The 25,578-nt window shown below is 69.9% G+C and carries 24 protein-coding genes; 5 read left to right on the top strand and 19 right to left on the bottom strand.

Going from position 1 to position 25,578, the window contains the following annotated elements:
• Window positions 1-64 precede the first annotated feature (64 nt).
• Window positions 65-1,114, top strand: coding sequence for a LacI family DNA-binding transcriptional regulator (locus ACQHIV_RS19955; protein WP_427896207.1), 1,050 nt, complete (start codon window positions 65-67; stop codon window positions 1,112-1,114).
• Here the strand turns inward: ACQHIV_RS19955 and ACQHIV_RS19950 are convergent.
• The 10 genes from ACQHIV_RS19950 to ACQHIV_RS19905 all read right to left on the bottom strand — a co-directional run bounded on the left by ACQHIV_RS19950 (window position 1,057) and on the right by ACQHIV_RS19905 (window position 11,039).
• Window positions 1,057-1,884 (bottom strand): PIG-L deacetylase family protein, encoded by an 828-nt coding sequence (locus ACQHIV_RS19950; RefSeq protein ID WP_427896206.1) that lies wholly within the window; start codon window positions 1,882-1,884, stop codon window positions 1,057-1,059. The genes ACQHIV_RS19955 and ACQHIV_RS19950 overlap by 58 nt on opposite strands.
• Window positions 1,881-2,930: a sugar phosphate isomerase/epimerase family protein gene (locus ACQHIV_RS19945; RefSeq protein ID WP_427896205.1), complete on the bottom strand. Its 1,050-nt coding sequence runs from the start codon at window positions 2,928-2,930 to the stop codon at window positions 1,881-1,883. The genes ACQHIV_RS19950 and ACQHIV_RS19945 overlap by 4 nt, the downstream gene beginning before the upstream one ends.
• Window positions 2,931-2,940: 10 nt before the next feature.
• Entirely contained in the window at window positions 2,941-3,864 is a 924-nt protein-coding gene (locus tag ACQHIV_RS19940; RefSeq protein WP_427896204.1) for an ABC transporter ATP-binding protein, read from the bottom strand.
• Window positions 3,861-4,832 carry an ABC transporter ATP-binding protein gene (locus tag ACQHIV_RS19935; RefSeq protein ID WP_427896203.1) on the bottom strand — a complete coding sequence of 324 codons (972 nt, stop codon included), beginning with the start codon at window positions 4,830-4,832 and terminating at the stop codon, window positions 3,861-3,863. The genes ACQHIV_RS19940 and ACQHIV_RS19935 overlap by 4 nt, the downstream gene beginning before the upstream one ends.
• The gene (locus ACQHIV_RS19930) at window positions 4,825-5,715 is read right to left on the bottom strand and encodes an ABC transporter permease (protein WP_427896202.1); all 891 of its coding nucleotides are present in this window, start codon (window positions 5,713-5,715) and stop codon (window positions 4,825-4,827) included. The genes ACQHIV_RS19935 and ACQHIV_RS19930 overlap by 8 nt, the downstream gene beginning before the upstream one ends.
• Complete coding sequence (locus ACQHIV_RS19925) at window positions 5,712-6,695, bottom strand: ABC transporter permease (RefSeq protein WP_427896201.1); 984 nt, start codon at window positions 6,693-6,695, stop codon at window positions 5,712-5,714. Before ACQHIV_RS19925 ends, ACQHIV_RS19930 begins: the two co-directional genes overlap by 4 nt.
• 4 nt (window positions 6,696-6,699) lie before the next feature.
• Window positions 6,700-8,379 (bottom strand): ABC transporter substrate-binding protein, encoded by a 1,680-nt coding sequence (locus ACQHIV_RS19920; protein WP_427896200.1) that lies wholly within the window; start codon window positions 8,377-8,379, stop codon window positions 6,700-6,702.
• Window positions 8,380-8,435: 56 nt separating this feature from the next.
• The gene (locus ACQHIV_RS19915; protein ID WP_427896199.1) at window positions 8,436-9,611 is read right to left on the bottom strand and encodes an ROK family transcriptional regulator; all 1,176 of its coding nucleotides are present in this window, start codon (window positions 9,609-9,611) and stop codon (window positions 8,436-8,438) included.
• Window positions 9,612-9,708: 97 nt separating this feature from the next.
• Window positions 9,709-10,626 carry a pyridoxal-phosphate dependent enzyme gene (locus tag ACQHIV_RS19910; RefSeq protein ID WP_427896198.1) on the bottom strand — a complete coding sequence of 306 codons (918 nt, stop codon included), beginning with the start codon at window positions 10,624-10,626 and terminating at the stop codon, window positions 9,709-9,711.
• Window positions 10,623-11,039, bottom strand: a complete 417-nt coding sequence (locus ACQHIV_RS19905) for a MarR family winged helix-turn-helix transcriptional regulator (protein ID WP_427896197.1) — start codon at window positions 11,037-11,039, stop codon at window positions 10,623-10,625. The genes ACQHIV_RS19910 and ACQHIV_RS19905 overlap by 4 nt, the downstream gene beginning before the upstream one ends.
• A gap of 59 nt (window positions 11,040-11,098) precedes the next feature.
• Between ACQHIV_RS19905 and ACQHIV_RS19900 the strand changes: the two genes are divergently transcribed.
• Together ACQHIV_RS19900 and ACQHIV_RS19895 are read left to right on the top strand one after the other, a co-directional pair.
• The gene (locus ACQHIV_RS19900) at window positions 11,099-11,851 is read left to right on the top strand and encodes a hypothetical protein (protein WP_427896196.1); all 753 of its coding nucleotides are present in this window, start codon (window positions 11,099-11,101) and stop codon (window positions 11,849-11,851) included.
• Window positions 11,852-12,019: 168 nt separating this feature from the next.
• Window positions 12,020-12,586, top strand: coding sequence for a helix-turn-helix domain-containing protein (locus tag ACQHIV_RS19895; protein WP_427896195.1), 567 nt, complete (start codon window positions 12,020-12,022; stop codon window positions 12,584-12,586).
• Here ACQHIV_RS19895 and ACQHIV_RS19890 read toward each other — a convergent pair.
• Window positions 12,538-13,506, bottom strand: coding sequence for a helix-turn-helix transcriptional regulator (locus tag ACQHIV_RS19890; protein WP_427896194.1), 969 nt, complete (start codon window positions 13,504-13,506; stop codon window positions 12,538-12,540). The genes ACQHIV_RS19895 and ACQHIV_RS19890 overlap by 49 nt on opposite strands.
• Before the next feature lie 70 nt (window positions 13,507-13,576).
• Entirely contained in the window at window positions 13,577-15,376 is a 1,800-nt protein-coding gene (locus tag ACQHIV_RS19885) for a bifunctional metallophosphatase/5'-nucleotidase (RefSeq protein ID WP_427896193.1), read from the bottom strand.
• A 188-nt stretch (window positions 15,377-15,564) separates the two neighbouring features.
• Here ACQHIV_RS19885 and ACQHIV_RS19880 point away from each other — a divergent pair, with 188 nt between their 5' ends.
• On the top strand, window positions 15,565-16,362 hold the full coding sequence (locus ACQHIV_RS19880) for an LLM class flavin-dependent oxidoreductase (protein ID WP_427896192.1): 798 nt from the start codon (window positions 15,565-15,567) through the stop codon (window positions 16,360-16,362).
• 1 nt (window position 16,363) lies between these two features.
• Here the strand turns inward: ACQHIV_RS19880 and ACQHIV_RS19875 are convergent, their stop codons facing one another.
• The 3 genes from ACQHIV_RS19875 to ACQHIV_RS19865 form a co-directional block, all read right to left on the bottom strand.
• Window positions 16,364-17,803, bottom strand: a complete 1,440-nt coding sequence (locus tag ACQHIV_RS19875; protein ID WP_427896191.1) for an ROK family protein — start codon at window positions 17,801-17,803, stop codon at window positions 16,364-16,366.
• Window positions 17,804-17,898: 95 nt separating this feature from the next.
• Window positions 17,899-18,246: a DoxX family protein gene (locus ACQHIV_RS19870; protein ID WP_427896190.1), complete on the bottom strand. Its 348-nt coding sequence runs from the start codon at window positions 18,244-18,246 to the stop codon at window positions 17,899-17,901.
• Between the two features lie 40 nt (window positions 18,247-18,286).
• Window positions 18,287-19,144, bottom strand: coding sequence for an RNA polymerase sigma-70 factor (locus tag ACQHIV_RS19865; protein ID WP_427896189.1), 858 nt, complete (start codon window positions 19,142-19,144; stop codon window positions 18,287-18,289).
• 121 nt (window positions 19,145-19,265) lie between these two features.
• Here ACQHIV_RS19865 and ACQHIV_RS19860 point away from each other — a divergent pair, with 121 nt between their 5' ends.
• A complete protein-coding gene (locus ACQHIV_RS19860; RefSeq protein ID WP_427896188.1) occupies window positions 19,266-20,642 on the top strand; it encodes a nucleobase:cation symporter-2 family protein in 1,377 nt (458 codons plus the stop codon).
• A gap of 3 nt (window positions 20,643-20,645) precedes the next feature.
• Here the strand turns inward: ACQHIV_RS19860 and ACQHIV_RS19855 are convergent, their stop codons facing one another.
• From ACQHIV_RS19855 to ACQHIV_RS19840, 4 genes are read right to left on the bottom strand one after another with little or no spacing between them, the layout of a single operon-like run.
• On the bottom strand, window positions 20,646-22,385 hold the full coding sequence (locus ACQHIV_RS19855; RefSeq protein WP_427896187.1) for a beta-galactosidase: 1,740 nt from the start codon (window positions 22,383-22,385) through the stop codon (window positions 20,646-20,648).
• Window positions 22,386-22,407: 22 nt separating this feature from the next.
• Window positions 22,408-23,766 (bottom strand): ABC transporter substrate-binding protein, encoded by a 1,359-nt coding sequence (locus ACQHIV_RS19850; protein WP_427896186.1) that lies wholly within the window; start codon window positions 23,764-23,766, stop codon window positions 22,408-22,410.
• Window positions 23,763-24,614: a carbohydrate ABC transporter permease gene (locus tag ACQHIV_RS19845; RefSeq protein WP_427896185.1), complete on the bottom strand. Its 852-nt coding sequence runs from the start codon at window positions 24,612-24,614 to the stop codon at window positions 23,763-23,765. The genes ACQHIV_RS19850 and ACQHIV_RS19845 overlap by 4 nt, the downstream gene beginning before the upstream one ends.
• Entirely contained in the window at window positions 24,614-25,534 is a 921-nt protein-coding gene (locus ACQHIV_RS19840) for a carbohydrate ABC transporter permease (RefSeq protein ID WP_427896184.1), read from the bottom strand. The genes ACQHIV_RS19845 and ACQHIV_RS19840 overlap by 1 nt, the downstream gene beginning before the upstream one ends.
• Window positions 25,535-25,578: the final 44 nt, after the last annotated feature.

Genomic DNA, 25,578 nt, shown 5'->3' with positions numbered 1-25,578 from the left:
AACGCTAGGATTCCCAGGCCGGGCCGTCAAGGCTTCGGGCCGTTCGATCCTCGAGGAGGCGGAGTTGGCAGGCCGACCGACCATGCGCGACGTAGCGGCCGCCGCCGGGGTCTCGCACCAGACCGTCTCGCGGGTGGTGAACGACGAGCAGTCGGTGACCGAGCCGGTGCGCGAACGCGTCCGGGCCGCGATCGCGGCACTCGGGTACCGCCCGAGCGCGGGCGGCCGCGCGATGGCCCGCGGCCGGACCGAGGTGGTGGCGCTCGTCGTACCGCACGCGGCCGGTTTCACGTTCGCGAACGACCACCTGATGCGGCTGATCGGCGGCGCCGAGCAGGAGGTCGCGGGCCGCGGCTACGGCCTGCTGCTGTCGACCCGCGAGCCGGGCGGCGACGCGACGTCGGCGTTCACCCGTTTCGATCGTCGCAGCCTCGTCGACGGGTTCCTGGTCGAGGGCGGTGCCGGCCTCACCGGCCTGTCGGACCTACTGGTCCAGGGGTACCCGGCGGTCGTGATCGGGTACGCCGCCGAACACCTGCCGATGGTCCACCCCGACGACGAGGGCGGCGCGTACGCCGTCGTACAGCACCTGCTCGCCCTCGGCCACCGCCGGATCGGGATCGTCAACGGCCCCACCGAGAACCACCTCGCGATGGCCGCCCGCCTCGCCGGCGTCGAACGCGCCTTCGCCGACGCCCATGTGACCCGGGACCCGTCGCTGACCGACCGCGGCGACTTCACCACCGAGTCCGGCCACGCCGCCGCCGGCCGCCTCCTCACCCGTGCCGACCCACCCACCGCCGTCTTCGCCTTCAACGACGGCATGGCCCTCGGTGTCCTGCAATGGCTCCGCGAGAACCCGTCCACCACCGGCATCTCGGTGGCAGGCTTCGACGACACCGCCGCGGCGTCCGCGACCGGTCTCACCTCGGTCGCCCTGCAGAGCCAGGACCTGGGCCGGCGCGCGGCCCAGATCCTGATCGACCAACTCGACGGCAAGCCGCCGGCCGAACGCCGGACGATCGTGCCGAGCCGGCTGATGGTGCGCTCGTCGACTCAGCCGAAGAGCGGGAGGAGGCGGCGGAGCTCCTCGTCGGAGACGGTCCGTCCGTAGTCGGCCAGCTGGAAGGTCTCGGCGTGCTGGACCGCATCCGCGCGCTCCTCGCCGTAGTACTTCGCCAGCGCCGGGCGGACGTCCTCGCCGACGCCCATGAACTCCTCCCAGTACGTCAGGATGAACTCGCGGCGGGCCGGCCAGTCGCCGTCCGGCGGGACCTGGCCGCTCAGCCCGCGCTGGTGCGGCGCGAACTCGAAGAACTGCGTCGCGTGCGCCGCGCACGCGCCGAGCTTGGCCTCGATGGTGGCGTCGACGTCCACGGCGACGTCGTGCCGGTGCCCGTCGAGCGACCCGTAGTCGGGCATCAGCAGGCACAGCGGCGGCCGGTCGAGCGCGGGGGAGTCCGGCACCACGTTCGGCACGCTGGTGAACGAGACCGCGTCCCGGACCACCCGGCCGGCGGCCCGGTTGTCCGGATGGCCCGGTACCTCGCCGTGGAACGCGATCACCACGTCCGCCCGCCACGAGCGGAGCGCCGCGATCACCCGCCGGCGGACCTCGATCGACGCCTCGAGCTCCCCGTCGTGGTACTCCCAGATCTCGTACTCCAGCACCCCGAGCAGCCGCGCCGCCTCGACCGCCTCGTGCGCGCGGCGCCTCGCCAGCGGGCCGCGTTCGAGGGCGTGATGGCCGGCGTCGCCGTTGGTCAGCGACAGGTACTTGACCGCGTGCCCGGCGTCGGCGAGCAGCGCGGAGGTACCGCCGGCGTACATGTCGGCCTCGTCGGGGTGCGCCCCGACCACCAGGATCTTCAGGGCGTGCGTCATCGGGCCTCCAGTTCATCGGGAATGTCACTGAGGGTCGCGCGCAGTGTCTGCGCGGAGCGGGTGACGAAGTCGAGCGGGTCGAGCGCCTCCGTGTAGTAGCTGTCCGGGTCGGGCCGGCGGCCGGCCGCGACGTCGTCGGTGTAGCGCTGCGCGAGCCGGACGAGTTCCAGCGCCTCGCCGACCGCGAGGTCCGGATGGCCTTCTTGCCACGCCGGGTCGTAGATCGGGATGTCGTTGAAGTCGCGGTCGATGACGTTCTCGATCGTCAGTACGGTCACCGGCGCCTCGGCGACGATCGGTGCCAGCAACGCGGTCCAGTCGATCATCCCGTCGCCACAGGCCCGGATCTGCCGCGCGAGCCCGCGCGGCGTCGGGTACAGCACCACGTCGCGCAGATGAGTCAGCAGCGTGTACGGCGCGACTCGGCGAGCGGCCTGGACCGGGTCCTCGCCGCGGACAACCACGTTCGCGGGGTCGTACGTCACGCCGAGGACGTCCGCGCCGACGTCCTCGACCAGCCGGACGATCTCGGTGGTGGTGATCTCCTCGTGGGTCTCGACCGCGGCCTTCGCGTCGTGGTCGCGCAGTACCGGCGCGAGCCGGCGCAGGAAGTTGCGGGTGGCAACGAGTTGTTCCGGCCAGGTGACGTCGGTGCGGAACCGGTCGATGGCGTGCAGGCCCCAGCCGTGCCGCTGGTAGTTCGCGGTGTCGACCCACAAGGCATGACAGCCGATCGCGGTGACCGCCTCGATCATCCGGGTCATGCCCTTGAGGTAGTCGCCGTCGCCGAGGTCGCGGACCTCCGGTGCCTCCGGGGTGTTGAACGGGTTGACCTTGCCGAGGCCCATGTCGAGCCGCAGGCCGAGCTCGTCGGCGAGTCGCCGTACGTCGGTCAGCAGCGCCTGGTCGAGGTCGGGGGTGATGTCCAGGACGGTCCGGAAGAACACCCCGGCGTACCCGAGTTCGTGGCACCGTTCGAGCAGCTTGAACGGGCCGAGCTCGGCCGCCTGCGGGAATTTCCGGCCGTCGATGCCTATTTCCAGCACGAACGCCTCCTCAGGGTTGGACGGCGTGACACCGCACCCAGCGGTCGCCGGGCAGCGTGGTCACGGGTGGCATGTCGGTCACGCACTTCGCCGTCGCCAGCGGGCAGCGGGCCGCGAACGGGCAGCCCTCACTCGTCGGGGCGGGTTGCGCGCCGGCCGGCGCGGTGGTTGTGGTGCGTGAGCCGGGAACGGATGCGAGCAGCAACCGGGTGTACGGGTGCAGGGGTTCGTCGAGCAGGGCGGTCGCGGGCGCGGACTCCACGCCGTACCCGCTGAACATCACCGTGATCCGGTCGGCGAGGTACCGCGCGCTGACCAGGTCGTGGGTGATGTACAGCAACGCCACCCCACGCTGGTCGCGCAGGCCGGCCAGCAGGTTGAGGATGTCGACGCGGACCGACATGTCGAGCATCGAGACCGGTTCGTCGGCGATCACCAGCCGCGGCCGTGGCGCGAGTGCCCGGGCGATGCCGACGCGTTGCCGCTGGCCGCCGGACAGTTCGTGCGAGTACTTCTTCGCGAACCGCTCGGCCGGGCGCAGGCCGACCGACCCGAGCAGGTCGTACACGGTCTGCTGGACGTCGCCGGAGTGCGGCGAGCGGACGATCGCGCGGCGCAAATGGTGGCCGACCGGATGCGCCGGGTTCAGCGAACCGAAGACGTCCTGGAAGATCATCTGCACCGCCGGATCCGGGTGCCGGCCGGCCGGACGGCCCTCGAAGTCGACCGCTCCGGACGTTGGCGGCACCAATCGTGCGAGCATCCGGCCGGCCGTCGTCTTCCCGCTGCCCGACTCGCCCACCAGCGCGACGATCTGGGCGGGCTCGACGGTCAGCGACAGGTCGCGGACCGCGTTCACCCGGGACCGCGACCACAGGCCGCTCGGACGGTACACCTTGCTGAGCTCGCGGACCTCCATCAACGGCGCGCTCATCGCGAACCCTCCATGATCCTGGTCGTCACGTGGCAGGCGACCCGGCGGCCATTCTCGAGCATAACCAGTGGCGGCTGCTCGACCGCGCAGATCTCCTCGGCGAGCGGGCAGCGCGGATGGAAGCGGCACCCCGTCGGCGGCTCGCTCGGATCCGGCGGCTGCCCCGGCAGGCCCGCGAGACGTACCGGTCCGCCGGTCAGCGACGGCACGGCCGACACGAGCGCCCGCGAGTACGGATGCTGCTGCCGTCCGGCGAAGTCCGCCGCGGCGGCCGTCTCCGCGAGCCGGCCGGCGTACATCACCGACACCCGGTCCGCGGTCTCCAGCAGCAGCGGCAGGTCGTGGGTGATCATCAGTACGGCGAACCCCAGCTCGGCCTGCAGTTCGCGGACCTGGCCGATGATGTCGTGCTGGACGACGACGTCCAGCGCGGTCGTTGGTTCGTCCATCAACACCACCCGCGGCCGGAGGGCGAGCGCCATCGCGATCGCGACCCGCTGGCGCATCCCGCCGGACAGCTCGTGCGGGTACGCCCGGACCCGGCGCCGGTCGATGCCGACCAGGTCGAGCAGCTCCGCCGGGGTGGCCGCGGCGCGCTCGCCGGGACGGGCCCGGTTCAGCACCTCGGCCAACTGCCGCTCGATCCTTGCCACCGGGTTGAGCGCGTTCAGCGAGTTCTGCATGACCATCGACACCTCGCGCCAGCGGATGTCGCGGACCTGCTGATCGGACATCGTCAGGATGTCGTCGTCGCCGAGCAGCACCCGGCCGCCGGAGATGAAGCCCGGCGGCCGGAGCAGCCGGACCAGCGCGAGCGCCGCCGTCGACTTCCCGGACCCGGACTCGCCGGCGAGCCCGAGGAACTCGCCCTTGTGCAGCTCCAGGTCCAGCCCGTCGACGACCAGGACGTTGCCGTCCTCGGTCGCGTAGCCGACCCGCAGTCCTTCGACCCGCAGTACCTCAGTCATGGTTCACCACCGGCGTGATCAGCGACGCGCTCCGCGTGCGCAGGCCGAACGCCCGGCGCAGCATCGGTGCCGCCCGCAACCGTGGATCGGCCTTCTCGTCGACCGCGTGGTTGATCAGCGCGAGCGCTGACGCGGTGAGCGCGATGCCCAGCCCCGGTACGACGAACGTCCACCAGTAGCCCTGCAGGAGCGCGGAGTCGTTCTGCGCCCAGTTGAGCATCGTGCCCCAGGTGACCTTGCTGCTGTGCCCGAGGCCGAGGAACTCCAGCCCGGCCTCGGCGGTGATCGCGTAGATGACCTGGTTGATCAGGTAGGCGACGGTGATCGACAACATGTTCGGCAATAGCTCGACCACGATGATCCGCCACCGGGCTTCCCGCGCCAGCCGGCTCGCCGCGATGAACTCCCGCTCCCGCAGGCTGAGCGCCTGCGACCGGAACAGCCGCGCCCCGAACGACCAGCCGGTGAACGTCAGCACCAGGATGATGGTCAGCTCACCCGGCGGCAGGAACGCCGCGAGCACCACCATCAGCGGTACGCCGGGGATCGCCAGGAACACGTTGGTGAGCAGGGACAGTACGTCGTCCACCCACCCGCCGGCGTACGCCGAGACCAGGCCGACCACGATCCCGATCAGCGTCGTCAGCCCGGCCACCGAGAACGACACCAGGAACGACGTACGGGCGCCGTACAGGAACTGGCTCAGCACGTCGAAGCCCTGGCCGGTCGTCCCGAGCGGGTGCAGGAACGACGGCGGCGCGTTCAGCGGCCCGGCCTCCGACGGCCCGTACGGCGCCAGCACCGGCGCGAGCACCGCGGCCAGGACGAGCAGCACGAGGACGCCGGCGCCGAGCCAGAACGAGAACGAACGCGGTGGTCTCATCGGGCGCCTCCCAGCCGGACACGGGGATCGAGCAGGACGTAGAGCGAGTCGACGACGAAGTTCGCGCCGAGCACCGCGAGCGTGATGATCAGGAACAGCGCCTGCATCAGCGGGTAGTCGACGGTGTTGACCGCCTGCAACAGCAGGTAGCCCAGACCCGGGTACGAGAACACGATCTCGGTCAGGATCTGCCCGCTGAGCACGCCGCCGAGGACCACGCCGAGCATGGTCACGTTCGGCAGCAGGGCGTTCCGCGCGGCGTGCCGCAGTACCCGCCCCGGCGGCAGGCCCTTCGCCTCGGCGAGGGCCAGGTAGTCCTCGGACAGCACCGCGACCATCGTGTTGCGCATGTTCAGCGTCCAGGCGCCGAGCGACACCAGGACGATCGTGGTGGCCGGCAGGGTGAGATGGCTGATCACGCTCGACACGAACGTCCACGACCACTCCGGCACCAGGCCGTCGTCGTACGCGTGCCCGAGCGGGAACACGCTCCACTTCAGCCCGAGCAGGTAGAGCAGCAACAGCGCGAGGAAGAAGTACGGGAACGAGCCGACGAAGATCAGCGCCGGCGGTGCGATCCGGTCGACCGCGCCGGACCGCCGCCAGGCCGCGATCGCCCCGATCCCGCAGCCGACCGCGAAGCTGACCAGCACACTGAAGACACCGAGCAGCACCGACCAGCCCAGGCCGGTCGCGATCACCGAGGTCACCGGCGACGGGAACTGCGACAGCGAGACCCCGAGGTTGCCGTGCAGCAGGTCGCCCAGGTAGCGCAGGTACTGGACGACGAGCGGATCGTTCGACAGGCCGTACGCCTGCTTCAGGCTGTCGAGGGCGGCGGGCGTGAGGTTCTTGCCGTACTGCGCGAACATGGTCGAGGCCGGGTCGCCGGGCGCCAGCCGGGGCAGGAAGAAGTTGACCGAGACCGCGACGAACGCGGCCAGCAGGTAGAAGCCGAGACGCCTGATCAGAAAGGCCATCTGATCACGCCGTGTAGGTGAGCTTGGGCCAGATCAGGTACGTCGTACCGGCGCCCTGGTTGTTCAGCGGGGCGTACTGGTCCTTGCTCGACGGCAGCCCGCTGAACCGTTTGGTGTTGTACGTGCCCCAGCTCGGCTGCCCGTACAGCGGGACCGCGGGCGCGTCCTCGGAGAACAACGCCTGCAGTTGCCGCGCGAACCCCTTCTGGACCTGCTGGTCCGAGGTCGCGGCGAACTTCTCCAGCAGCGCGTCGGCCCGTGGATCCTTGAACCGTTGCAGGTTCTGCGCGGACGGCGTACCGACCGGGGCGTACGTCTGGCTGGACATCATCGCGCGGAAGAACTCGAACGGCGTCGCGGACAGGTCGTTGTTCGTCAGCGTGAGGTCGAACCGGCCGTTCTGCGTGTTGTCGGTCCAGGTCTCGACCGCCGGCGTCCGGAGATCGACCGTGATGCCGATCGCGTTCAGGCTCTGCGACACCACCTGGGACGAGGCGATCCAGTCCGTCCAGCCGGTCGGCACCTCGATCGTGAACTGCAGCGGCTTGCCGTCCGGACCGACGCGCTTGCCGTTCACCAGTTTGATGCCGGCGGCATCGAGCTGGGCGGCGGCCGCGGCCGGATCGTGGTTCACCCAGGACTTGCCGCTGGTCACCACGCCCGGATCGATCCAGGCCTTGAAGGCGCCTTCGGCCAGACCGGACGCGTTGCCCGGCTCGCTCTTGCCCCACAGGGCCACCTGGATCATCCGCTGCCGGTCGAGCGCCAGGCTGATCGCCTTGCGCACCCGCACGTCGTCGAACGGTTTCTTGGTGGTGTTCATCGCGAGGAACACCGTGCTCGTCAACGGCCACCAGTACCCGAAGTGTTTCGGATCCTTCGGTACGAACGTCTTGTCCGGGTCCACCGCCGTACCGCCCCAGTCCAGTTGCCCGGAGACCAGCGCGGCCGCGATCTGGTCGTTGCCGGAGTACGCCGGGACGTTCAGGCCGCGGATGTTCAGCGGCTGCCAGTAGTGCGGGTTCTGGGTCAGCTGGTACTGCTGCGCGCCGAACACCGAGACGGTCGTGAAGGGGCCGGTGGCAACGGGATTCTCGTTGGTGTACTTGACCGGATCGGTGACCGCGGACCAGGCGTCCTTGCCGACGACGAACTGCCCGACCAGCAGGTAGAGGCCGGGGGAGTACACCTTGCGGAAGTCGAACCGCACGGTGCCCGGATCCGCCGCCGAGACCGAGCCGAGGAAGTCCTGCCAGACCCCGGAGGCCGGGCCGATCAGACCTGGGTTCGCCTTCATCAGCTCGAAGGTGAAGACCACGTCGTCGGCGGTGAACGGTTTGCCGTCCGACCACTTCACATCGCTGCGCAGCTTCAGTTCGAGACGGCGGCCGCCGTTCGACCAGGTGTACGCCGTGGCCAGCGACGGCTCGAGCTTGCCGGTGGCGAAGTTCTGGATCATCAGCGGCTCGTACATGGCCTTGGTCGAGGCCCAGCGCGAGGTCGGTGAGAACGGGTTGAAGTTCCGGGTGAACGTACGGCTGTTCTCGCAGGCCAGGGTCATCAGCGCGCCCTTGCCGGCGCCGGCTTTTCCGGCGCCCGAGGTACCGCTGCAGCCGGCCAGCACGATGCCGGCAGCGGCGGCGCCGGCCGCGAGGAAGGTACGACGGGAGAAATCGATGGTCATGAGATCCTCCAGGGTCAGGATCGGAGGCGAAGGCGGAGAAGGTGCAGGGCAGCGGATCAGCGGCCGGCGGTGCCGGCCGACAGGATCCGGTCGCGGGTGAAGGACAGGCCGAACTCCAGGGCCCCGGCCCGCACCGGGTTGCCCTGAACGGCGCTGGTCACGATCGGCGTCCTGGCCAGCAAGGTGCCGGCCAGACGCTGGGTCAGCAGTTCGCACAGACCCGCGCCGCCGGTCTGCCCGACGGGCCCGCCGAGGACGACGAGCTCCGGGTCGACCATGCCGACGACGTTGATCAGCGCGACCGCGATCCGGGCGGCGAGGTCGTCGAGGAACCCGGCGTACCGGCCGGGGTCGGCGAAGCCGGTGCGGACCGCGTCCACCGGCGTCCGGGCGGGCAGTTCGTGCGCGGTTGCCAGTCGCAGCAGCGCGCGGGCGTCGAGGATTCCTTCCAGCGGTCCGCCCTGTTCGTCGTACACGCGGGAGCGGCTGACCGGGTCCGGCACGATCAGGCTGCTGAGTTCGCCGCCGCGCCCGGTGGCGCCGCGCCAGAGTTGCCCGCGCAGCACCAGGCCCGCGCCGACCCCCTCGCCGATCCACAGCAGGACAAAGGTGTCCGTCCCGCGGGCGGCGCCTTTGGCCAGCTCCTCGAGCGCGACCAGGTTGACGTCGTTCTCGATCCGCACGTGCTCGATCCCGAGTGCGTCCTGCACCGAGTTGAGTACGTGGAACCCGGACCAGCTCGGCACCTGCAGCACCGACGTGAGCTGCCCGGTGTGCGGATCGACCACACCCGGCATCCCGATCACGACCTGGTCGACCTCGCCGGTCGCCACCCCCGCCGCCGTACACGCACCGGCCACGGCGCCGGACAGGACCGCGACCGCGTCGTACTTCTTCGGCGTCCGGACCCGTGCCTCGCCGCGCACCTGCCCGGCGAGATCGGCCACCGCCACGTCGATCGCCTTCGGCGTCACGTCGATGCCGAGGACGAGCGAGGCGGTGCCCTGGATCGCCCACAGCTGCGCGGGCGGTCCCGCGGCGCTCGGCTTCGACCCGGCCTTGTGGACCAGGTCCGCCGTCTCGAGCCGCCGCAGTACCTCGGCGACCGACGCCTTGGACAGTCCGGTGAGCTCCTCGAGCTCGGCCCGGGTCGACGGGCCGTGCTCGATCAGCAGCTCCATCGCCGCACGCTCGTTGAGCGTGCGCAGCAACCGCGGACTACCTCCGGACATCGGCCACCTCGGTCCGTCGGGACACCGTCTGGATACTTTCTAGACGGTAATGCGAATGTAGGTCCGGGTCCCTGCAACGTCAAGGGATGAAGGAGATTCAGCCGCCTTCGGTGCTGATCAGTACGGTGCGGGTTGCTTCCAGGGCGGCCTTCTGGGCGCCGGCCAGGGCTGCCGCGCCGCAGGGGCCGGAGCGGATGTCGTGGGCGTGGAGGAGGTCCATGGCGGTGCGGGTCTCGGCGTCGGTGACGGCGACGGCGGCGTCGAGGTGGTCGCGGATGGTGGGCCAGGCGATCGAGGAGACGGTGCCGCAGTTGAGGCCGGCCATGATGGTGGGGGTGGAGGTGTCGACGGTGACCGGCGTTCCGGCCTGGAGGGAGGCGCCGACGCAGGCGGCGGTGATGGGTTCGACAGCGAGCACCTTGGCACGGCCCCGGTAGTGCTCGAGGGCGGACTGGAGGAGTGAGCCGACGCCGGTCGGGACGACGACCAGATCGGGAACGCCCGGGAGTTGCTCGTCGATCTCGCGGAAGAGGGTGTCGTAGCCGGCAACGATCCACCGCGGCACGTCCTCGTACCCGGGCCAGGCCGTGTCCTGGATCAGTATGTCGTCGTTCGCGACGCTCGCGGCAGCCAGGCGGACCGCTTCGTCGTACGGACGTCCGGTGTCGATGACGGTCGCGCCTTCGCCGCGGATCGCGTGCAGCGCGTCGTCGGGCAGACCACCAGGTACGTAGATCCGGGACGTCAGCCCCAAGACCCGCGCGAGGTAGGCGAGCGCCCGGCCGTGGTTCCCATCGGTTGCCGTCACCAGAGTGGCGTGCATGGCCAGCTTGGTCAGTTCGGCGAAGGTGCGGGCCGGTCCGAGGGCGTGGTTCACCGCCCAGGACGCGCCGAGCACCTTGAACGCAGGCAGGCCGAACCGGTTCGATTCGTCCTTCACCCAGTAGTCGCCGAACTCGATCAACGGTGTCGGTGCGTAGCCGGGCATGCTCCGGTGGAACTCGAGGCTGTTCACGAGGACACCTCGGTCCACTCGGGGAGTGTGAGGACCGCCGACATCCGCTGCAGTTCGTCGCGGTGCAGCGCGCTCAGCCGGCCGAGGGCGCGTTCGCCGTTCGGGGTCAGGCGTACCTGGACCGCGCGGGCGTCGTCGGGATGCGGATCCCGGCGTACCAGGTCCTGGGCCTGGGCGCGGTCGACCAGCTCGACGACGCTGTGGTGCCGTAACTGCAGCCGGTCCGCGAGCTCACGCAACGTGGCCCAGTCGCGGCCGGGATAACCCTTCAGCGCCAGCATCAGCTGGTACTGCTGCGGGGTCAGTCCGTGTTCGCGGACGGTCTGCTCGCTGAACCGCAGGTACCGCCGGATGCCGGAGCGGAACCGCGCCAGCGCCTCGAAGTCCGCCTTCGTGAGTGCTTCGGTGGTCATGGGGTAAGAGTATCGTGTTACGATACAAATCCGCGCGAAGCGAGCGTGGAGGACGAGTGATGGCGATGGTTTACCGGGTCGGCTGGGTCGGGTTCTGCGGTGTCGCCGGAGTGGCGGGCGTGCTCGGAGCGGCGGACTGGCCGGTGTCCGTGCTGGTGCTGCTGTTCGCGGTGGCCGGGGCGACCGGCGGGATGATCGCGCTGGTCGTGCTGAATCCCGACGAGACCACCCGGCGGCCGCGCGAGGTCTGGCGGATCGTTGCCAAGTGCACCGTTCTGTCCGGCGCCGGGACGATCGTGTTCGGCGGCCTGGGTTCGCTGGCCGGCGCGTGGACGGCCGTGCTGCTCGGGCTGTTCGCGATCGCCGGTTCGCCGTACGTCGTGCCGCACTGGATCGGCTGGTTCCGCGACGCGCCGACGGCTCGTCCCGCCGCGGACCTGCGGCCGACGTTGCGGCCGAAGCTCAAGGTGAAACACCCGCCGGCTGCGGCTGCGGCTGCGGCTCCGGCGCCGGGGGAGGCGCGGCGGCCTGCCCATGACCTGGCAGACCTGGCCGACCTGAGTGACGAGGCCTTGTGCCTCGCCTGGCGGGCGAGCTTCCCGGGCCTGCAGCGGGCGCTGTCACCCACCGACCACCTGCGCGTCGTCGAGGAGCGCCGGGCGTACCTCGACGAGCTCGACCGCCGGCACCCGGACGGCGTCGCGGCGTGGCTCGCCTCGAACCCGCGCGCCGCCGGCGACCCGACCAGGTTCGTCCGCGGCGACATCGCACACGGTCAGCACACGATCGACTGGAACGGTCTGATCCAGTGACTCCGCGCCGGTTTCCGAAGTACCGCGCCGGAAACCGAAAGCGGCATTCGCCTGCCGGCCGCGGACATGCGTCACTTCGTCGCGGAGTGTGTCAGAATTCATCGCAGAGCAGACCCCGGACCCCGTGTCGTAGCTCGCGATGGCGGCGTACCTGGGGAGGGGTTTGCGATGGCGAGTGGGGAGCTGGCTCAGGACTACCGGACCCGGCTGACCGAGCTGCTCGGTGAGCCGATGATGGTCGACGACCCGTTGATCACCACCGCGCAGGCCGCGGTCCTGCTGGGCATTTCGCCGCAGCGCGTCGCCGGACTTGTCCGCGCCGGCCACCTGCCGGCCCGGTCCCGGTCGCACCGCCGACTGTTGCTGTCCGACGTGGTCCAGTCTGGTCTCGACCAGTGGATGTCGGTCGCGGAGGCGGGCGCGGTCCTCGGCCTCGGGCAGACCGGCGTACGGCGGCTGATCTCGGCCGGACTGCTGACGGCGCACGGCAAGGAGTTGCCGTTGCGGCGTACCGACGTGGACGTGCTGGCCAAGCTGCGGGACGGCTGGCTGACGTTGTCGACCGCCGCGAGCGCACTCGGCGTGGACGTCGACGAGGTCCAGCGGATGCTGCGGAACCGGCACCTGACCCACACCTGCGACGTGGCTCGCCCGGTGTACCGGCACGAGCTCGCGACGGTCGTCGCTCAGCTGCGCAGGGTCTCGCCCGGGGAGCAGCCGTACGCCGCCCGATAATGTTGGCTGAACCAACCGGTTGACGTGAAGCCCCAGCGGAGCGCGATCGCCGCGACCGTGGCGCCGGGGCCGGCGTCCTGGAGTTCGCGATGCGCGCGTTCGAGCCGGACCCGCCGCAGGTACTCCCGCGGGGTGCACTCCAGGTACCGGCGGAACGCGTACTGCAGTGCGCGCGCACCGGTGCCGGATGCGGTGGCGATGTCCTCGACGGTGATCGGCCGGTCCGCGTTCGCGTCGACGTACGCGACCGCCCGGCGCAGGGTCGCCGTACCGACGGCTCCGGGGGACGGGACGTGGGACAGCCGCATGGTCGCGTTCGGGAAGACCGCGAGCATCGACGAGGCGACGTACTCGAGCAACTGCCCGGCGATCAGCGGGTGCTCCGCGACCGACGGCGCCGCGGCCAGCGTCGTGCGGACGTACCCGGACAGGACCTGCCAGTGCGTGTTCATCGCCCGCGACACCGGACGGCCCGCGACCGGCCACAGGTCCGCCGGTACGGTACCGAAGTGCCGCGCCGCCACCCGCTCCACGTCCGCCTGGCCGACCCGGACCACGACCAGTTCCAGCGGCTGCGGGTGGAACCGCATGACGTCCTTGACCGAGTACAGGAAGCTGTCGCCCGCGGTCAGCGTGTGCTCGGCGGTCCGGTCGCCGAGGGCGAGCCGGCCCTTGACCAGCCAGATCGCGGTCAGGTCCGGCCATGGGTCGGTGAGCGCGTCGAACCGCATCTCCATCCGGCAGCGGTCCGCGCCGACCCCGCCGTACTCCGCGGTGCTGAGCGCGAGCGACCCGTTGTCGCGGGTGCGGCCGACGAGCCGCACCCGGCTGGGGTAGATGCTGTTCAGCAACTGCATGGTCGCGTCGAGACCGTCGCTCCGGACGCTGTCCCGCCGAACGCCGCCCGGAGCTGGTGTCATGACGCAGTCATACACCGGCAAATACGAGACCTGACAGACTCCGAGCGGCGTGCTCCGGGAGCGCTTCCGGTCAGCTCACCGGCTTGGCCCGGTCGAGCGTGGACGGGGTGAGCACCGGGTGCGCCCGGAGGTAGGCGATGAAGCCCTCGTGGTCGCGGTCGTTGCGGACCGGGTCTGTGAAGCCGGCGAACACCGTCGTACCGTCGCCGCCGATCAGCGTGTACGCGAGCGCGGCGACCCGGTAGTTCCGGTTCAGGTCGAGCGGCTTGCCGTCGATGAGGATCTTCGCCGGGTCGACCCGCCCGCCGATCGGCTTGCTGGTGTCGTAGCTGTAGCTGACGTTCTGCGACACCGCGAACGGCGCGAACTTCACGGTCCCGTTCGCTTGCGGCACCCACTGCGCCTCGAACGCGGCGTGCAGCTGCGTCCCCGGCAGCGTCACGGTCAGGATCGGGTTGCCGTACCCGAACGCGCCCCACGCCTCCCCGAACAGCACGGTCCCGTCCGCGTCGGCCGCATTGGTGCCCTTGGCAAACAACAGGTCGCCGGTCAGCGCGTTCGACCCGGACACCGGCTTGGTCGAGATGAGCGCGAGGTCGGCCTGGCCGTGCTGGTTCGCGTCCCAGTACGCGAAGTCAGCGGCCAGGTTGCCCATGGTGCTCTCGCCGGACGCGTTCGCCGTCCGGGTGAAGTCGCCGGTGACCTTCGCGAGCGGAGCGGCGTACCGCTTCTTGCCCTTGGCCGTCCAGTAGTCGGCGATGTACTGCAGCTCCTCGTCGACCGGTACGTCGCGGGTGTTCGCGTGGTTCGTCGAGGTGGTCAGCTCGCGGATCACCTCGCCGGTGCGCGGGTCGAGCTTGAGGTTGATCTCGTTGATCAGCGAGCCGTGGTTGCCGGCCTCGACCACGGGACGCGGTACGCCGTTCGGGTCCGGGACCATCATGTTGAACCGGCAGTGCCAGTGCCCGGTGACGATCGCGGCGATGTCCGGCGACGCGTTCGCGGCCAGCTGGAACACCGGGCCGGACGGGTTCGTGCCGGCGTTGTAGTCGTTGCCGGCGACGCCGCCGTCGTGGATGTTGATCACGATCGCGTTCACGCCGCGGGCCTTCAGCTGGGCGGCGAGCTTGTTCGCCTGCTCGACGTCGGACAGCGACTTGAGACCCGGCTGGTACGACGTGGATCCGGTCGGCGTGTCCATCACGGTGAGGTGGATGAACGCGACCGGCAGCTTCTTGCCGTGCCCGGCGTCGACCCATTCGATGTTGTACGGCGGGACGATCGTCCGGCCGGTGTCCGCGTGCACGATGTTGGCCGTGTAGAAGCGGAAGTTCGCGCCGCGGAACTTGTGGCCGGTGGAGTCGACGAAGTTGTCGTCGCGGCCGTTCACCGGGTACGGCGCGCCGTGCTCCATGTGGTCGACGAGGAAGCTGACGGAGTGGTCGAGCTCGTGGTTGCCGACCGTACTGAACTGCAGGCCGAGCGCGTTCAGCGCCTCGACGGTCGGCTCGTTGGCGTGCGCGTCGACCTCGAACGGCCAGCCGGAGAAGTTGTCCCCGGAGGAGAAGAAGATCGAGTTCTGCCGGCCTTGGCGGAGCTGCTTGAGGTGCGTGGCCAGGTACCCGACGCCGCCGACCGTCACCTGGACGCCACCGGCGCCGGTGATCACGCTGCCCTGGCTCGGCGTCGTCGGCTGCAGGTATCCGTGCAGGTCGGTGATGTTCAGCAGCTGTACGTCGACGTACCCGGAGGAGTCGGCGGCGACATCTGCGGCGTGCGGGGTGGCGTAGGCGACGTCGCCGACGGCCGTGGCGGTGGCGAGGGCTCCGGTGGCGGTGAGGAACGTCCGGCGGCGGATCCGACTGTTCACAGCGAACCTACTTCCTGGCAGGGGGTTTGCGCGTTCGTGCGCATTATTGCCTCTTTCCGACATTATTATGCCGATAATCTTGCCGGGCGTTGTCGAACTCCGGGTGGACAGTTCGTGGACAGGGCAGGAGGACCTCGCCGAGGTCCCGGACCTGAGGGGAAATCACGATGCAGGACCAGGCTGTGCGAATGACCAGACCGTTCCGGTTCGGGGTCGTGGCCCCGATCGGCTCCGACCTGGCGGCGTGGCGGGACCGGGTACGGCGGGTCGCCGATCTCGGGTACTCGACGTTGCTGATGCCCGACGTACCCACCTGGCAGCCGTCGCTCGCGCCGACGCTGGCCACCGCGGCGGCGATCGCCGATCTGCGGGTCGGTTCGTGGGTGTACGCGGCCGCGCTGCGCGATCCGTCGAGCATCGCGTGGGAGGCGCACTCGCTCTCGGTGCTGACCGAGGGCCGGTTCGAGATGGGCCTCGGCGCGGGGCGGCCGGGGATCGAGGTCGAGCTGGGGATGCCGGCGGTGTCGCCGGCGGAGCGGCGGCGCCGGATGCGCCAGGCCGTTGCGGCGCTGCGGGAGTACGACGGGCCGGACGTGTGGACGCCGGTGATCATGGCGGTGAGCGGACCGAAGTCGCAGGAGCTGGCGCTCGAGGTCGCCGACGGCGTGACGTTCGTCCTGCCGGCGGACGACGATCGGGCCGAGACCACGCGGCGGGTGCGTGAGTTCGGCGGGTCCCGGGACATCGAGCTGGCTCAGCACGTCGCGGCGGTCGGTGACGGTGCCGCTCCGTTCATGGCGGCGCCTGGGCTCGACACGGCGGCACTTCGCGCGGCGGACTCGCTCGTCATCTTGCCGGACGACCCGGCGGCAGCGGCCGAGGAGGTGCAGCGGCGGCGCGAGGAGATCGGCTTCTCGTACTTCGTCATCGGCGCCGACTTCGCGGAGACGCTCGCGCCGATGGTGGCGATGCTCGCCGGTCAGTAGGTCAGATGCTGCGCGCGGCGAGCGGGGGGAGGGGGCCGCGCGCGGGGGTGAGGAGGCGGTCGTTGAGCGCGTCGAGGGCGAGACTGGCGGCACCGAGCGCGACGCAGAGCGCGCCGAGCGCGGACGCTCGTACCTCGGGAACTCTTGGGCAGAGGCGCTCGAGCTCGGCGGTGAGCGGTTCGAGGAGTACGTCGGCCGCCTGAGAGAACGCGCCACCGAGGACGAGCACCCGCGGGTCGACGATCGCGATCGCTGTCGCTGCTGCTACGGCCATCGCCTCGGCATACTTCCGCACCGCGGCGCGCGCGGCCCGATCCCCGCCACGCGCGGCCGCAAACGCCCGCTCCGCCTTGTCCACAACGGGAACCTCATCCGGCACCACCTCGTGCAAGTACCCGAGTGCCGCCTCCCAGGCCACGCCCCGCAACGCCGACATGTCAGCCGCCGCACCGAACGCCCCCCGCCGCAACTTCCCATCCATCACCAACGCCAACCCCGTACGCCGCCCCGCATGCAAAAACACCATGTCCGCACACCCCTCGGAACCTGAACCGGCGGCCCCGCCCCCGCGGGAGCCGACGGGCCAGACCGTGGCCGAGGCCGCCGTCCCGCCGGTGGTGGTTGTGGCGGGGAGGGGCGTGCCGCCCGTGGTGGGGATGGTGGTCCCGCCGGTGGTGGGGGGCGTCGTCCCGCCGGTGGTCGGGCGAGCCGTGCCGATGGCGGTGGTGGGGATGGTGGTTCCGCTGGTGGGGAGGGGCGAGCCGGTGGCGGTGGCGGTGGTGGGGAGGGGAGTGCCGGTGGTGGAGGCGGGAGTGCCGGTGGTGGGGGCGGGGCGCCGGCCGTGGTGTTGTTCGGCGAGGGCGGCTAGTTGGCTGTCGTTGTCGGCGAGGGCCAGGGGGGTGGTGAAGTGGGAGGGGAGGTTGGTGCCGGCCCAGTCGGGGATGGCGTTGGCCTGGAGGACTGTGCCGGTGGGGTCGACGATGCCGGTGGTGCCGGCACCGACGGCCCACACGCGGCTCGGTGGTACGCCGGCCTCGCGGGCGCAGGTGGCGACGACCTCGTCGGCGACCGCCAACCGCTCGGCACGTGGCAGCTCGGGCGTCACCGTCTGCCGGGTACTCGCGAGCATCCGCCCGTCGAGGTCCATCAGCACCCCGCGCACGGAGTACGCCCCGATGTCGAGGCCCACGACGTACCCGGCCTCGGCCCGGAACCGGTAGCTCCGCGCCGGCCGTCCGCGCCCGCGAATCGCGGGGCTCTCCTCGACCAGCCAGCGCCGTTCGACCAGACTCGCCAGCACCTCTTCGACCGCGGTACGGCCGATCCCGCTCTGCTCGACGATCTGCGCCACCCGCAGCTCCCCGGCGCCGCGCACCGCAGCCAGCACCGCCCGCTCGTTCAGCCGCCGCAACCGCGATGGATCCCCGCCGTCCGCCACCATGATCGCCCCAGCATAGAACCGAAGAACGGGTAGTACCCCGCCTCCCGACCCGCGGCCAAGCGTGGCAACCGCGCCAAACCACCACCACTACCCGTTCATCGGTACAGCACAGCCGTCACCAACGCGCCCGTGCACGTAAGGAAGTACAAGGACCAAGGCGCGAGGCTGCGATCACCGACGCGGAGGTGCGCGGTAAGCGCCCCGAGGAAATACAGCACGAGACCACCAGCGGCGACCGACCCGAGCACCGGCACGGCGAGCCCCACGAGCAGCCCGGCCGCCCCGGCTCCGAGGAGCAGCCCGAGCGGCAGGATCCACCGGTGATCCACGTGGACCAGATCCGCCTGAGACTTCGGATAGCTGTGGCCGATCAGATTGGCAACGGCCGCACTGCCGGTGAGCGCGGCGGCAAGCAGGGTGGTGGCCAGGTAGGCGGCGTACACGAGAACTCCGATCCGTAGAGGTGCCTCACGGACGAGAGACCTACGCCGGATGTGACAGCCCGCCGAGTTTCTCCGGATTGCTGACCACGTGGATCGCCTGTACGGCGCCGTCGACCAGCTGCAGCGTGACCGCGAGCACCGGCCCGGCCGCGGACCGGATCGTGATGCCGGGCGCCCCGTTGAGCTCCTCGATCGCGTACTGCGAACCGGCCGGCCGGCGCCCCGATCCGACCAGGAACGCCCGCGCGACCGCCAGCGGCCCGACGACCGGTTTCCGAGGCGCCCCGGTGCGCCCGCCGCCGTCGCTGATCAGCGTGACGTCCGGTGCGAGGACCGCCATCAGCGCTTCGACGTCGCCGTTCTCGCAGGCGGCGAGGAACCGTTCGGTGACCTGCTGCTGCACCGCACGATCGGTGTCGTACCGCCGTCGCCGCGCGGCGACGGCCTTGCGGGCGCGATGCGCGAGCTGCCGTACGTCGGCGACCTGCCGGTCGAGGACCTCGGCGATCTCGGAGTAGCTGTAACCGAACGCCTCGTTCAGCACGAACACGGCCCGCTCGGCCGGCGACAACGCCTCGAGCACCAGCAGTACGGCGGTCGACACCGAGTCCGCCCGTACGACGTCCTCCGCGGCGTCGGGTGTGGTGAGCATGGGCTCCGGCAACCACGGCCCGACGTACGACTCCCGCCGTACGGCGGCACTCCGCAGCCGGTCGATCGCGAGCCGGGTGGTGACCCGCACCAGGTACCCCTCGGCGTCGCGCACCGAGTCCGCGTCGACCCGGCTCCACCGCAACCACGCATCCTGTACGACGTCCTGCGCGTCCGCCACACTCCCGAGCAGCCGATACGCCACGCCGTACAACAACCCTCGATGCTCCGCGAACCGATCCGTCATTTGCGCGCAACCCTAAGCCGAACCGACTTTCAACAAACCGTTGACGGCGGTTGACTCGTGTGCCACTCTGTCGCTGTTCGGAATCTTCTTTCCGTAGAGCGGAAAACGCGTTGGAGGCAGCATGGCATCCACCACCCCTGCACCCGCCCGCCCCGAGGACGAACGGCTGCCCTTCGCGCAGTTGGTCGTCTACGGCACCCAGCACATCCTGACGATGTACGGCGGGCTGATCGCACCGCCGCTGATCGTCGGCAGTGCGGCCGGGCTGTCCGCGCAGGACATCGGGTTGCTGGTCACGGCCGGCATCTTCATCAGCGGCCTCGCGACGCTGCTGCAGTCGCTGGGACTCGGGCCGTTCGGGGCCAGACTTCCCATCGTGCAAGGGATCTCGTTCGCGAGCGTGTCGACGATGGTGTCGATCGCCTCGCACGGCGGCGTCCGGCCGGTGTTCGGCGCGATCCTGGTGGCGGGCCTGATCGGGGTGGTCGTGTCGTCGTTCTTCGCGCACCTGGTGAAGCTGTTCCCGCCGGTCGTCACCGGCTCGATCATCACGGTGATCGGGGTGTCGCTGCTGCCGGTCGCGTTCGACTGGGCGCTCGGTGGGGTCGGCGCGAAGACCTACGGCAACCCGAGCAACATCGCGCTCGCGGGCCTGACGCTGCTGGTGATCCTGGTGATCAGCCGCGTCTTCCAAGGGTTCGTGTCCCGGTTGTCGATCCTGATCGGGATGATCGCCGGCACGCTGGTCGCCGTACCGTGGGGCAAGGCCGACTTCTCCGCCGTACCGCACGGCAAGGTGGTCTCGTTCCCGCCGGTCTTCGGGCTCGGTACGCCGGTGTTCGACGCCGGCGCGATCGTCGCGATGACGATCGTGATCTTCGTGATCATGACCGAGACGATGGCCGACATCATCGCGATCGGCCAGATCGTCGAGACACCCGTCGACCACCGGCGGGTCGCGAACGGGCTGCGCGCGGACATGCTGTCGAGTACCGTCGCGCCGGTCTTCGGAGCCTTCCCGGCGAGCGCGTTCGCGCAGAACGTCGGGCTGGTCGCGATCACCGGGATCAAGTCCCGGTTCACGGTCGCGGTCGGCGGCGGGGTCCTGGTGCTGCTCGGCCTGGTGCCGATCTTCGGCCGGGTGGTCGCGGCGATCCCCGCTCCGGTGCTGGGCGGCGCCGGCATCGTCCTGTTCGGTTCGGTCGCGGCGAGCGGCATCCGGACCCTGTCCCGGGTCGAGTACTCCGACAACCTGAACCTGGTCGTGGTCGCGGTGACGATCGCGATGGGCCTGGTCCCGATCGCCCGCCCGCACTTCTGGGACAAGTTCCCGTCGGGTGTCGGCGTGGTCCTGGACTCGGGCATCAGCGCGGCGGCCGTCACCGCCGTACTGCTCAACCTGTTCTTCAACCGCTGGCGCGCGCTCGTCAGGAACAAGCCGTCGGTCTTCGCCGCGGCGCCGGACGAGCGCGGCAACACGCTGCCGACCGAGTCCTAGCGACTACAGGTCGGTGTGGCCCAGCCAAGCGCCGACGGTGAAGGTGGCGGTGGGGGAGTCTGGGGTTTCCAGTTCGAGTATGGCGAGGTTGTTGGGGCCGGCAACTAGTAGGGGGGCGGGGATGTACAGCGTCTGCTGGGGGCCGCGGCGCCAGTAGCGGCCCAGGCAGAAGCCGTTGACCCAGGCGAATCCCTTGCCCCAGGCGTCGGTTCGGAGGAACAGGTCGGAGTGGCCGTCGGCTTGGAAGGTTGCGCGCCAGGCGGTTGGGCCGGTGCCGACGGTTGACGGGGTCGGGCCGGCGGACTGCCAGAGGTGGGGGAGGTGGTCGAGGTCGATCATGCAGACGGACCAGCCGGACAGCTCGGTCCCGCCGAGGGACACCGGGCCGATCAGGCCCTTCGGTTCGCCGATGCGGGGGCCGTAGTTGACCCGGCCCATGTCCTCGACGACCAGTTCGAGGCGGCCGCGGGCGTGCGGGAGCATGATGGTGCGCTCGTGGCGTTCCCGTTCGAGTACGCCGACGGGCGCGCCGTCCAGGAAGACCTGCACCCGGTCGCGGATCTCGCCGAACGTCAGCGCGGCCGGCCCGCCGTGCCGCAGTGTGGTCCGGAAGATCGCCAGCCGTGCGTCGAGCTCGTCCAGCGTCGGCACCTGGTCGTGCTCCGACCACGTCCCGCCAGGACAGGCGAGCAGGCTGATCGGGTCCGTCAATGCAACGTTGAACTCAGGTGCAGGCGGCGCCGCGGCAGGCACCGAAGTGGGCACCGGCGCATACCGTGAGATCACGTCGCGAAAGGCGAAGTACTTCTCCGTCGGCTGGCCGGCCTCGTCGAGCGGTGCGTCGTAGTCGTACGACGTCACGGTCGCCCGGTACACGCCCTTGTCGTTCGCGCCGCTGGTCAACCCGAAGTTGGTCCCGCCGTGGAACATGTAGATGTTCACCGAAGCGCCGGCGGCCAGCAGCGCGTCGAGCTCGGCCGCTGCGTCGGCCGCCGAGGTGGTGTGGTGCCGCCCGCCCCAGTAGTCGAACCACCCGTCCCAGAACTCCATGCACATCAACGGTCCGCTCGGCTGGTGCTTGCGCAGCGTCTCCAGCCGCTCCGCGACGCGGGACCCGAACGACCCGGTCCGCAGTACGTCGTCCAGCCCGCCCGCACCGAGCATCTCGTCCGTCGGCTGGTCGACGGTGACGAGCGGAACACCGACGCCCGAGCGGATGACGTCGGCCAACGCCTTCAGGTACGTCTGGTCGGACCCGAAGGCGCCGTACTCGTTCTCCACCTGCACAAGGAGAACCGGCCCGCCCCGGTCGATCTGCAGCGGCCGCACGATCTCCAGCACGCTCTCGAGGTATGACGTCACCGCGGTCATGAACTGCGGCTCGTACCGCCGGACCCCGATGCCCGGCGTGCGCAGCAGCCACGGCGGCAGACCGCCGTTGTCCAGCTCGGCGCAGATGTACGGACCGGGCCGGACGATCGCGTACATCCCCGCCGCGGCCACTTCGCGCAGGAAGCGGCCGAGGTCGAGGATCCCGGTGGTGTCGAACTCACCGGGCCGCGGGCTGTGCAGGTTCCACGGGACGTACGTCTCGATGGTGTTCAGCCCCATCTGCCGTGCCTTCTCGATGCGGTCGGCCCAGCAGTCCGGGTGCACCCGGAAGTAGTGCAGTGCACCGGAGATGATCTGGAACGGGCGGCCGTCCAGCAGGAAGTCGGACGCACCGATCGCGAAGTCAGGCACTGGAGCTCGTTTCTGTGAAGGTTCAGCCGTTGACCTGGAAGCCCTGCTGGTTGCCATACGTCACCAGGGCATCCTGCCAGGACTTCAGGCCGGTGTTGAGGTCGGACTTGGACTGGTACGTCTTGCCGACGGTGTCGCCGTAGATGCTGTTCGCGTAGAGCTCGTACGGCAGGTACGTCCAGCCCTTCACCACGGAGTCCGCGGCGCCGGTCAGTACTTCGTTGATCTTCTGGCCGCCGAAGTACGCGCTGGCCTTGCCGACGAACGCCGGGTCCTTCAGGTCCGCCGTGGTGGCCGGGAAGCCGCCGCTGGCGAGGAACGTCTTCACGCCCTCGTCGTGGTTCAGCCAGCGGACGAACGCCGCCGCGAGCGCCGGGTTCTTGCTCTGCTTGAGGACCGACTCGGTGCTGCCGCCGTTCTCCGCCGTGGCCGGCTGGCCGTCGTACGTCGGCATCGGCGCCACCGCCCACTTGCCGGCGCCGGCCTTCACCGAGGACTCCATCACGCCGGGCATCCAGGCACCGGTCGGCAGCGTCGCGATCGTGCCGTCGCCGAGCGCCTTGTACCACTCGTCGGTCCAGCCCGGGATGCTCGACACCAGGCCGCCCTGGACCAGCTGGTTCCAGGTGCCGGTCCACTTCTTCGTACCGTCGTCCTGCAGGTTGATCGTGACGTTCTTGCCGTCGGTCTTGAACGGCGTACCGCCGGCCTGCCAGATCATGCTGGTAGTGAACCCGGCGTCACCGGAGTCGTTGGTGATGTAGGCCTTCGGGTTCGCGGCGTGCAGCTTCTTCGCGGCCGCGACGTACTCGTCCCAGGTCTTCGGTACGGCGATCCCGTACTTCGCGAAGACCTCCTTGTTGTAGAACAGGGCCATCGGCCCGGAGTCCTGCGGCAGCCCGTACAGCCCGCTGCCCGCGTGCACGGACGCCCAGGTGGAGGCCGTGTACGACGACTCGTACTGCGAGAATCCGTACTGGTTCAGGTCGACCAGCGAACCGGGCAGCGCGAACTGCGGCAGCGCCTGGTACTCGACCTGGGCGACGTCGGGCGCGCCGGAGCCGGCCTTGATGACGTTCTGCAGCTTGGTGTACTGGTCGTTGCCGGTGCCGGCGTTGACCAGGTTCACCTTGACGTTCGGGTACTGCTTCATGAACGCGGTGACCTGCGCCTGCGCCGACGGGGTCCAGCTCCAGTACGTGAGCTCGCCGCCCGCCTTGAGCGCCGCGTCGACCGCGTCGGGAGAACCCGTGGACGGGCTGCCCGAGCTCGACGACCCGCCACCGCACGCGGCGACCACCGCGAGGGCCGTGAGCGCGGCTCCGGCAACCACCAGCTGCCGGATGCCCCACCGATGTGCCTTCATCTTGTTGCCTTTCACTTGACCGAGCCTGCGGACAGGCCGGACTGCCAGAACCGCTGAAGGAGAAGGAAGGCGATCACCAGCGGAACGATGGTCAGCAACGATCCGGTGATCACCAGGTTGTAGATGGGGCGGGCGCCCACTCCGGTCGCCTGGTTGCTCCACTGGGTGAGCCCGACCGTGAGCGGGTACAGATTCGGCTTGCTGAGCATGATCAGCGGCAGGAAGTAGTTGTTCCAGGTCGAGACCATCGCGAACAGCAAGGTGGTGACGATGCCGGGGCTGAGCAGCCGCAGCGCCACCGTGAAGAACGTGCGGACCTCGCCGGCGCCGTCGATCCTGGCCGCCTCGAGCAGCTCCGGCGGGACCGCGTCGGCGGAGTACACCCACATCAGGTACAGGCCGAACGGGCTGACCAGCGACGGGATGATGATCGCCCACACGGTGTTCGTCAGCCCGAGGTTCGAGAACATCAGGAACGTCGGTACGGCGAGCGCGGTCCCCGGTACGGCGACGGCCCCGAGCAGTACGGCGAACACCGCGCGACGGCCGGCGAACTGGTACTTCGCCAATCCGTAGCCGGCCGCGGTCGCCAGCAGGGTCGCCCCGCCGGCGCCGACCACGACGTACAGCAGGGTGTTGCCGAACCAGCGCAGGAAGATGCCGCCGTCGTACGTCAGCGTGTCCTTGACGTTGGTGAAGAACGCGAAGCTGTTGCCGAACCACAGGCCGGGCGTGGCGAGCAGGTCGTCCTGGGTTTTCGTTGCACTGAGCAACAGCCAGAGCAGCGGGACAATTGTGTAGAGCAGGTAGAGGACCATCACGCCGGTCAGGACCTTGGAGCGCTTGGTTTTCACAGTAGTCATCACAAGGCCTCCCGGGAGCCGCGGAGCTGGACGACGTACGCGATGATCGCGGTGATGACGCCCATCACGATCGCGACGGTGGCCGAGTAGTTGAACTGCTGGCCGGCGAACGAGAGGTTGTAGGCGTACATGTTCGGCGTGTAGTAGGTGTTGATCACGTTCGGCGCCAGCGTGCGCAGGATGTTCGGTTCGTTGAACAGCTGGAAGCTGCCGATGATCGAGAAGATCGTCGCGATCACGATCGCGCCGCGCAGCGCCGGCAGCTTCACCGCGAGGATGGTCCGGAACGTGTTCGCGCCGTCGATCGCGGCCGCTTCGTAGAGTTCGCCAGGGACCGTGCGGAGCGCCGAGAAGAAGATCAGCATGTTGTAGCCGACGAACTCCCAGGTGACGATGTTCGCGATCGACGGCAGCATCCAGCCGGCGCTCAACGGCTTCAGCGCCGTGCCGAGCAGGTCGTTGAGGTTCGCCGCGAGGCCGAAGTTGTCGCCGTAGATGTAGCCCCACATCAGGACGGCGACCACGCCGGGTACGGCGTACGGCAGGAAGATCACGATCCGGAAGAAGCCGGCCGCGTGCAGGCGGGCGCTGTCGATCGCGAGCGCCGCGAGCAGCGCGAGCAGCAGCATCACCGGCACCTGGACGACCAGGAAGATCGCCACCCGGCCGAAGGACTCCCAGAACTTCGGGTCCTGCAGCGCCTCGGTGTAGTTGGACAGGCCAACGAACGTACGGCCGCCGAAGAACGCCTGCTCGCGGAACAGGCTGAGGTAGATCGCGTATCCGATCGGGGCCAGGAAGGTGACCGCGAAGACGGCCAGGAACGGGCCGACGAACAGCCAGCCCTTGCCGTCCTTGAAGACCCGCTTCCGCCGGGTCGCGGGGGCGATCGCCAGCCGTTGGGCCACGGACTCCGCCATGTCCGTCGACCTCCGTTTCTGTTTGTTTCTGTTTACGCAAACAT

Origin of the sequence: Kribbella polygonati, from assembly GCF_050320105.1 — a bacterium.
Taxonomy (GTDB): Bacteria; Actinomycetota; Actinomycetes; order Propionibacteriales; family Kribbellaceae; genus Kribbella.
The sequence above is the reverse complement of the archived record's forward strand: the minus strand, read 5'-3'. Positions and strand labels throughout refer to the sequence as shown.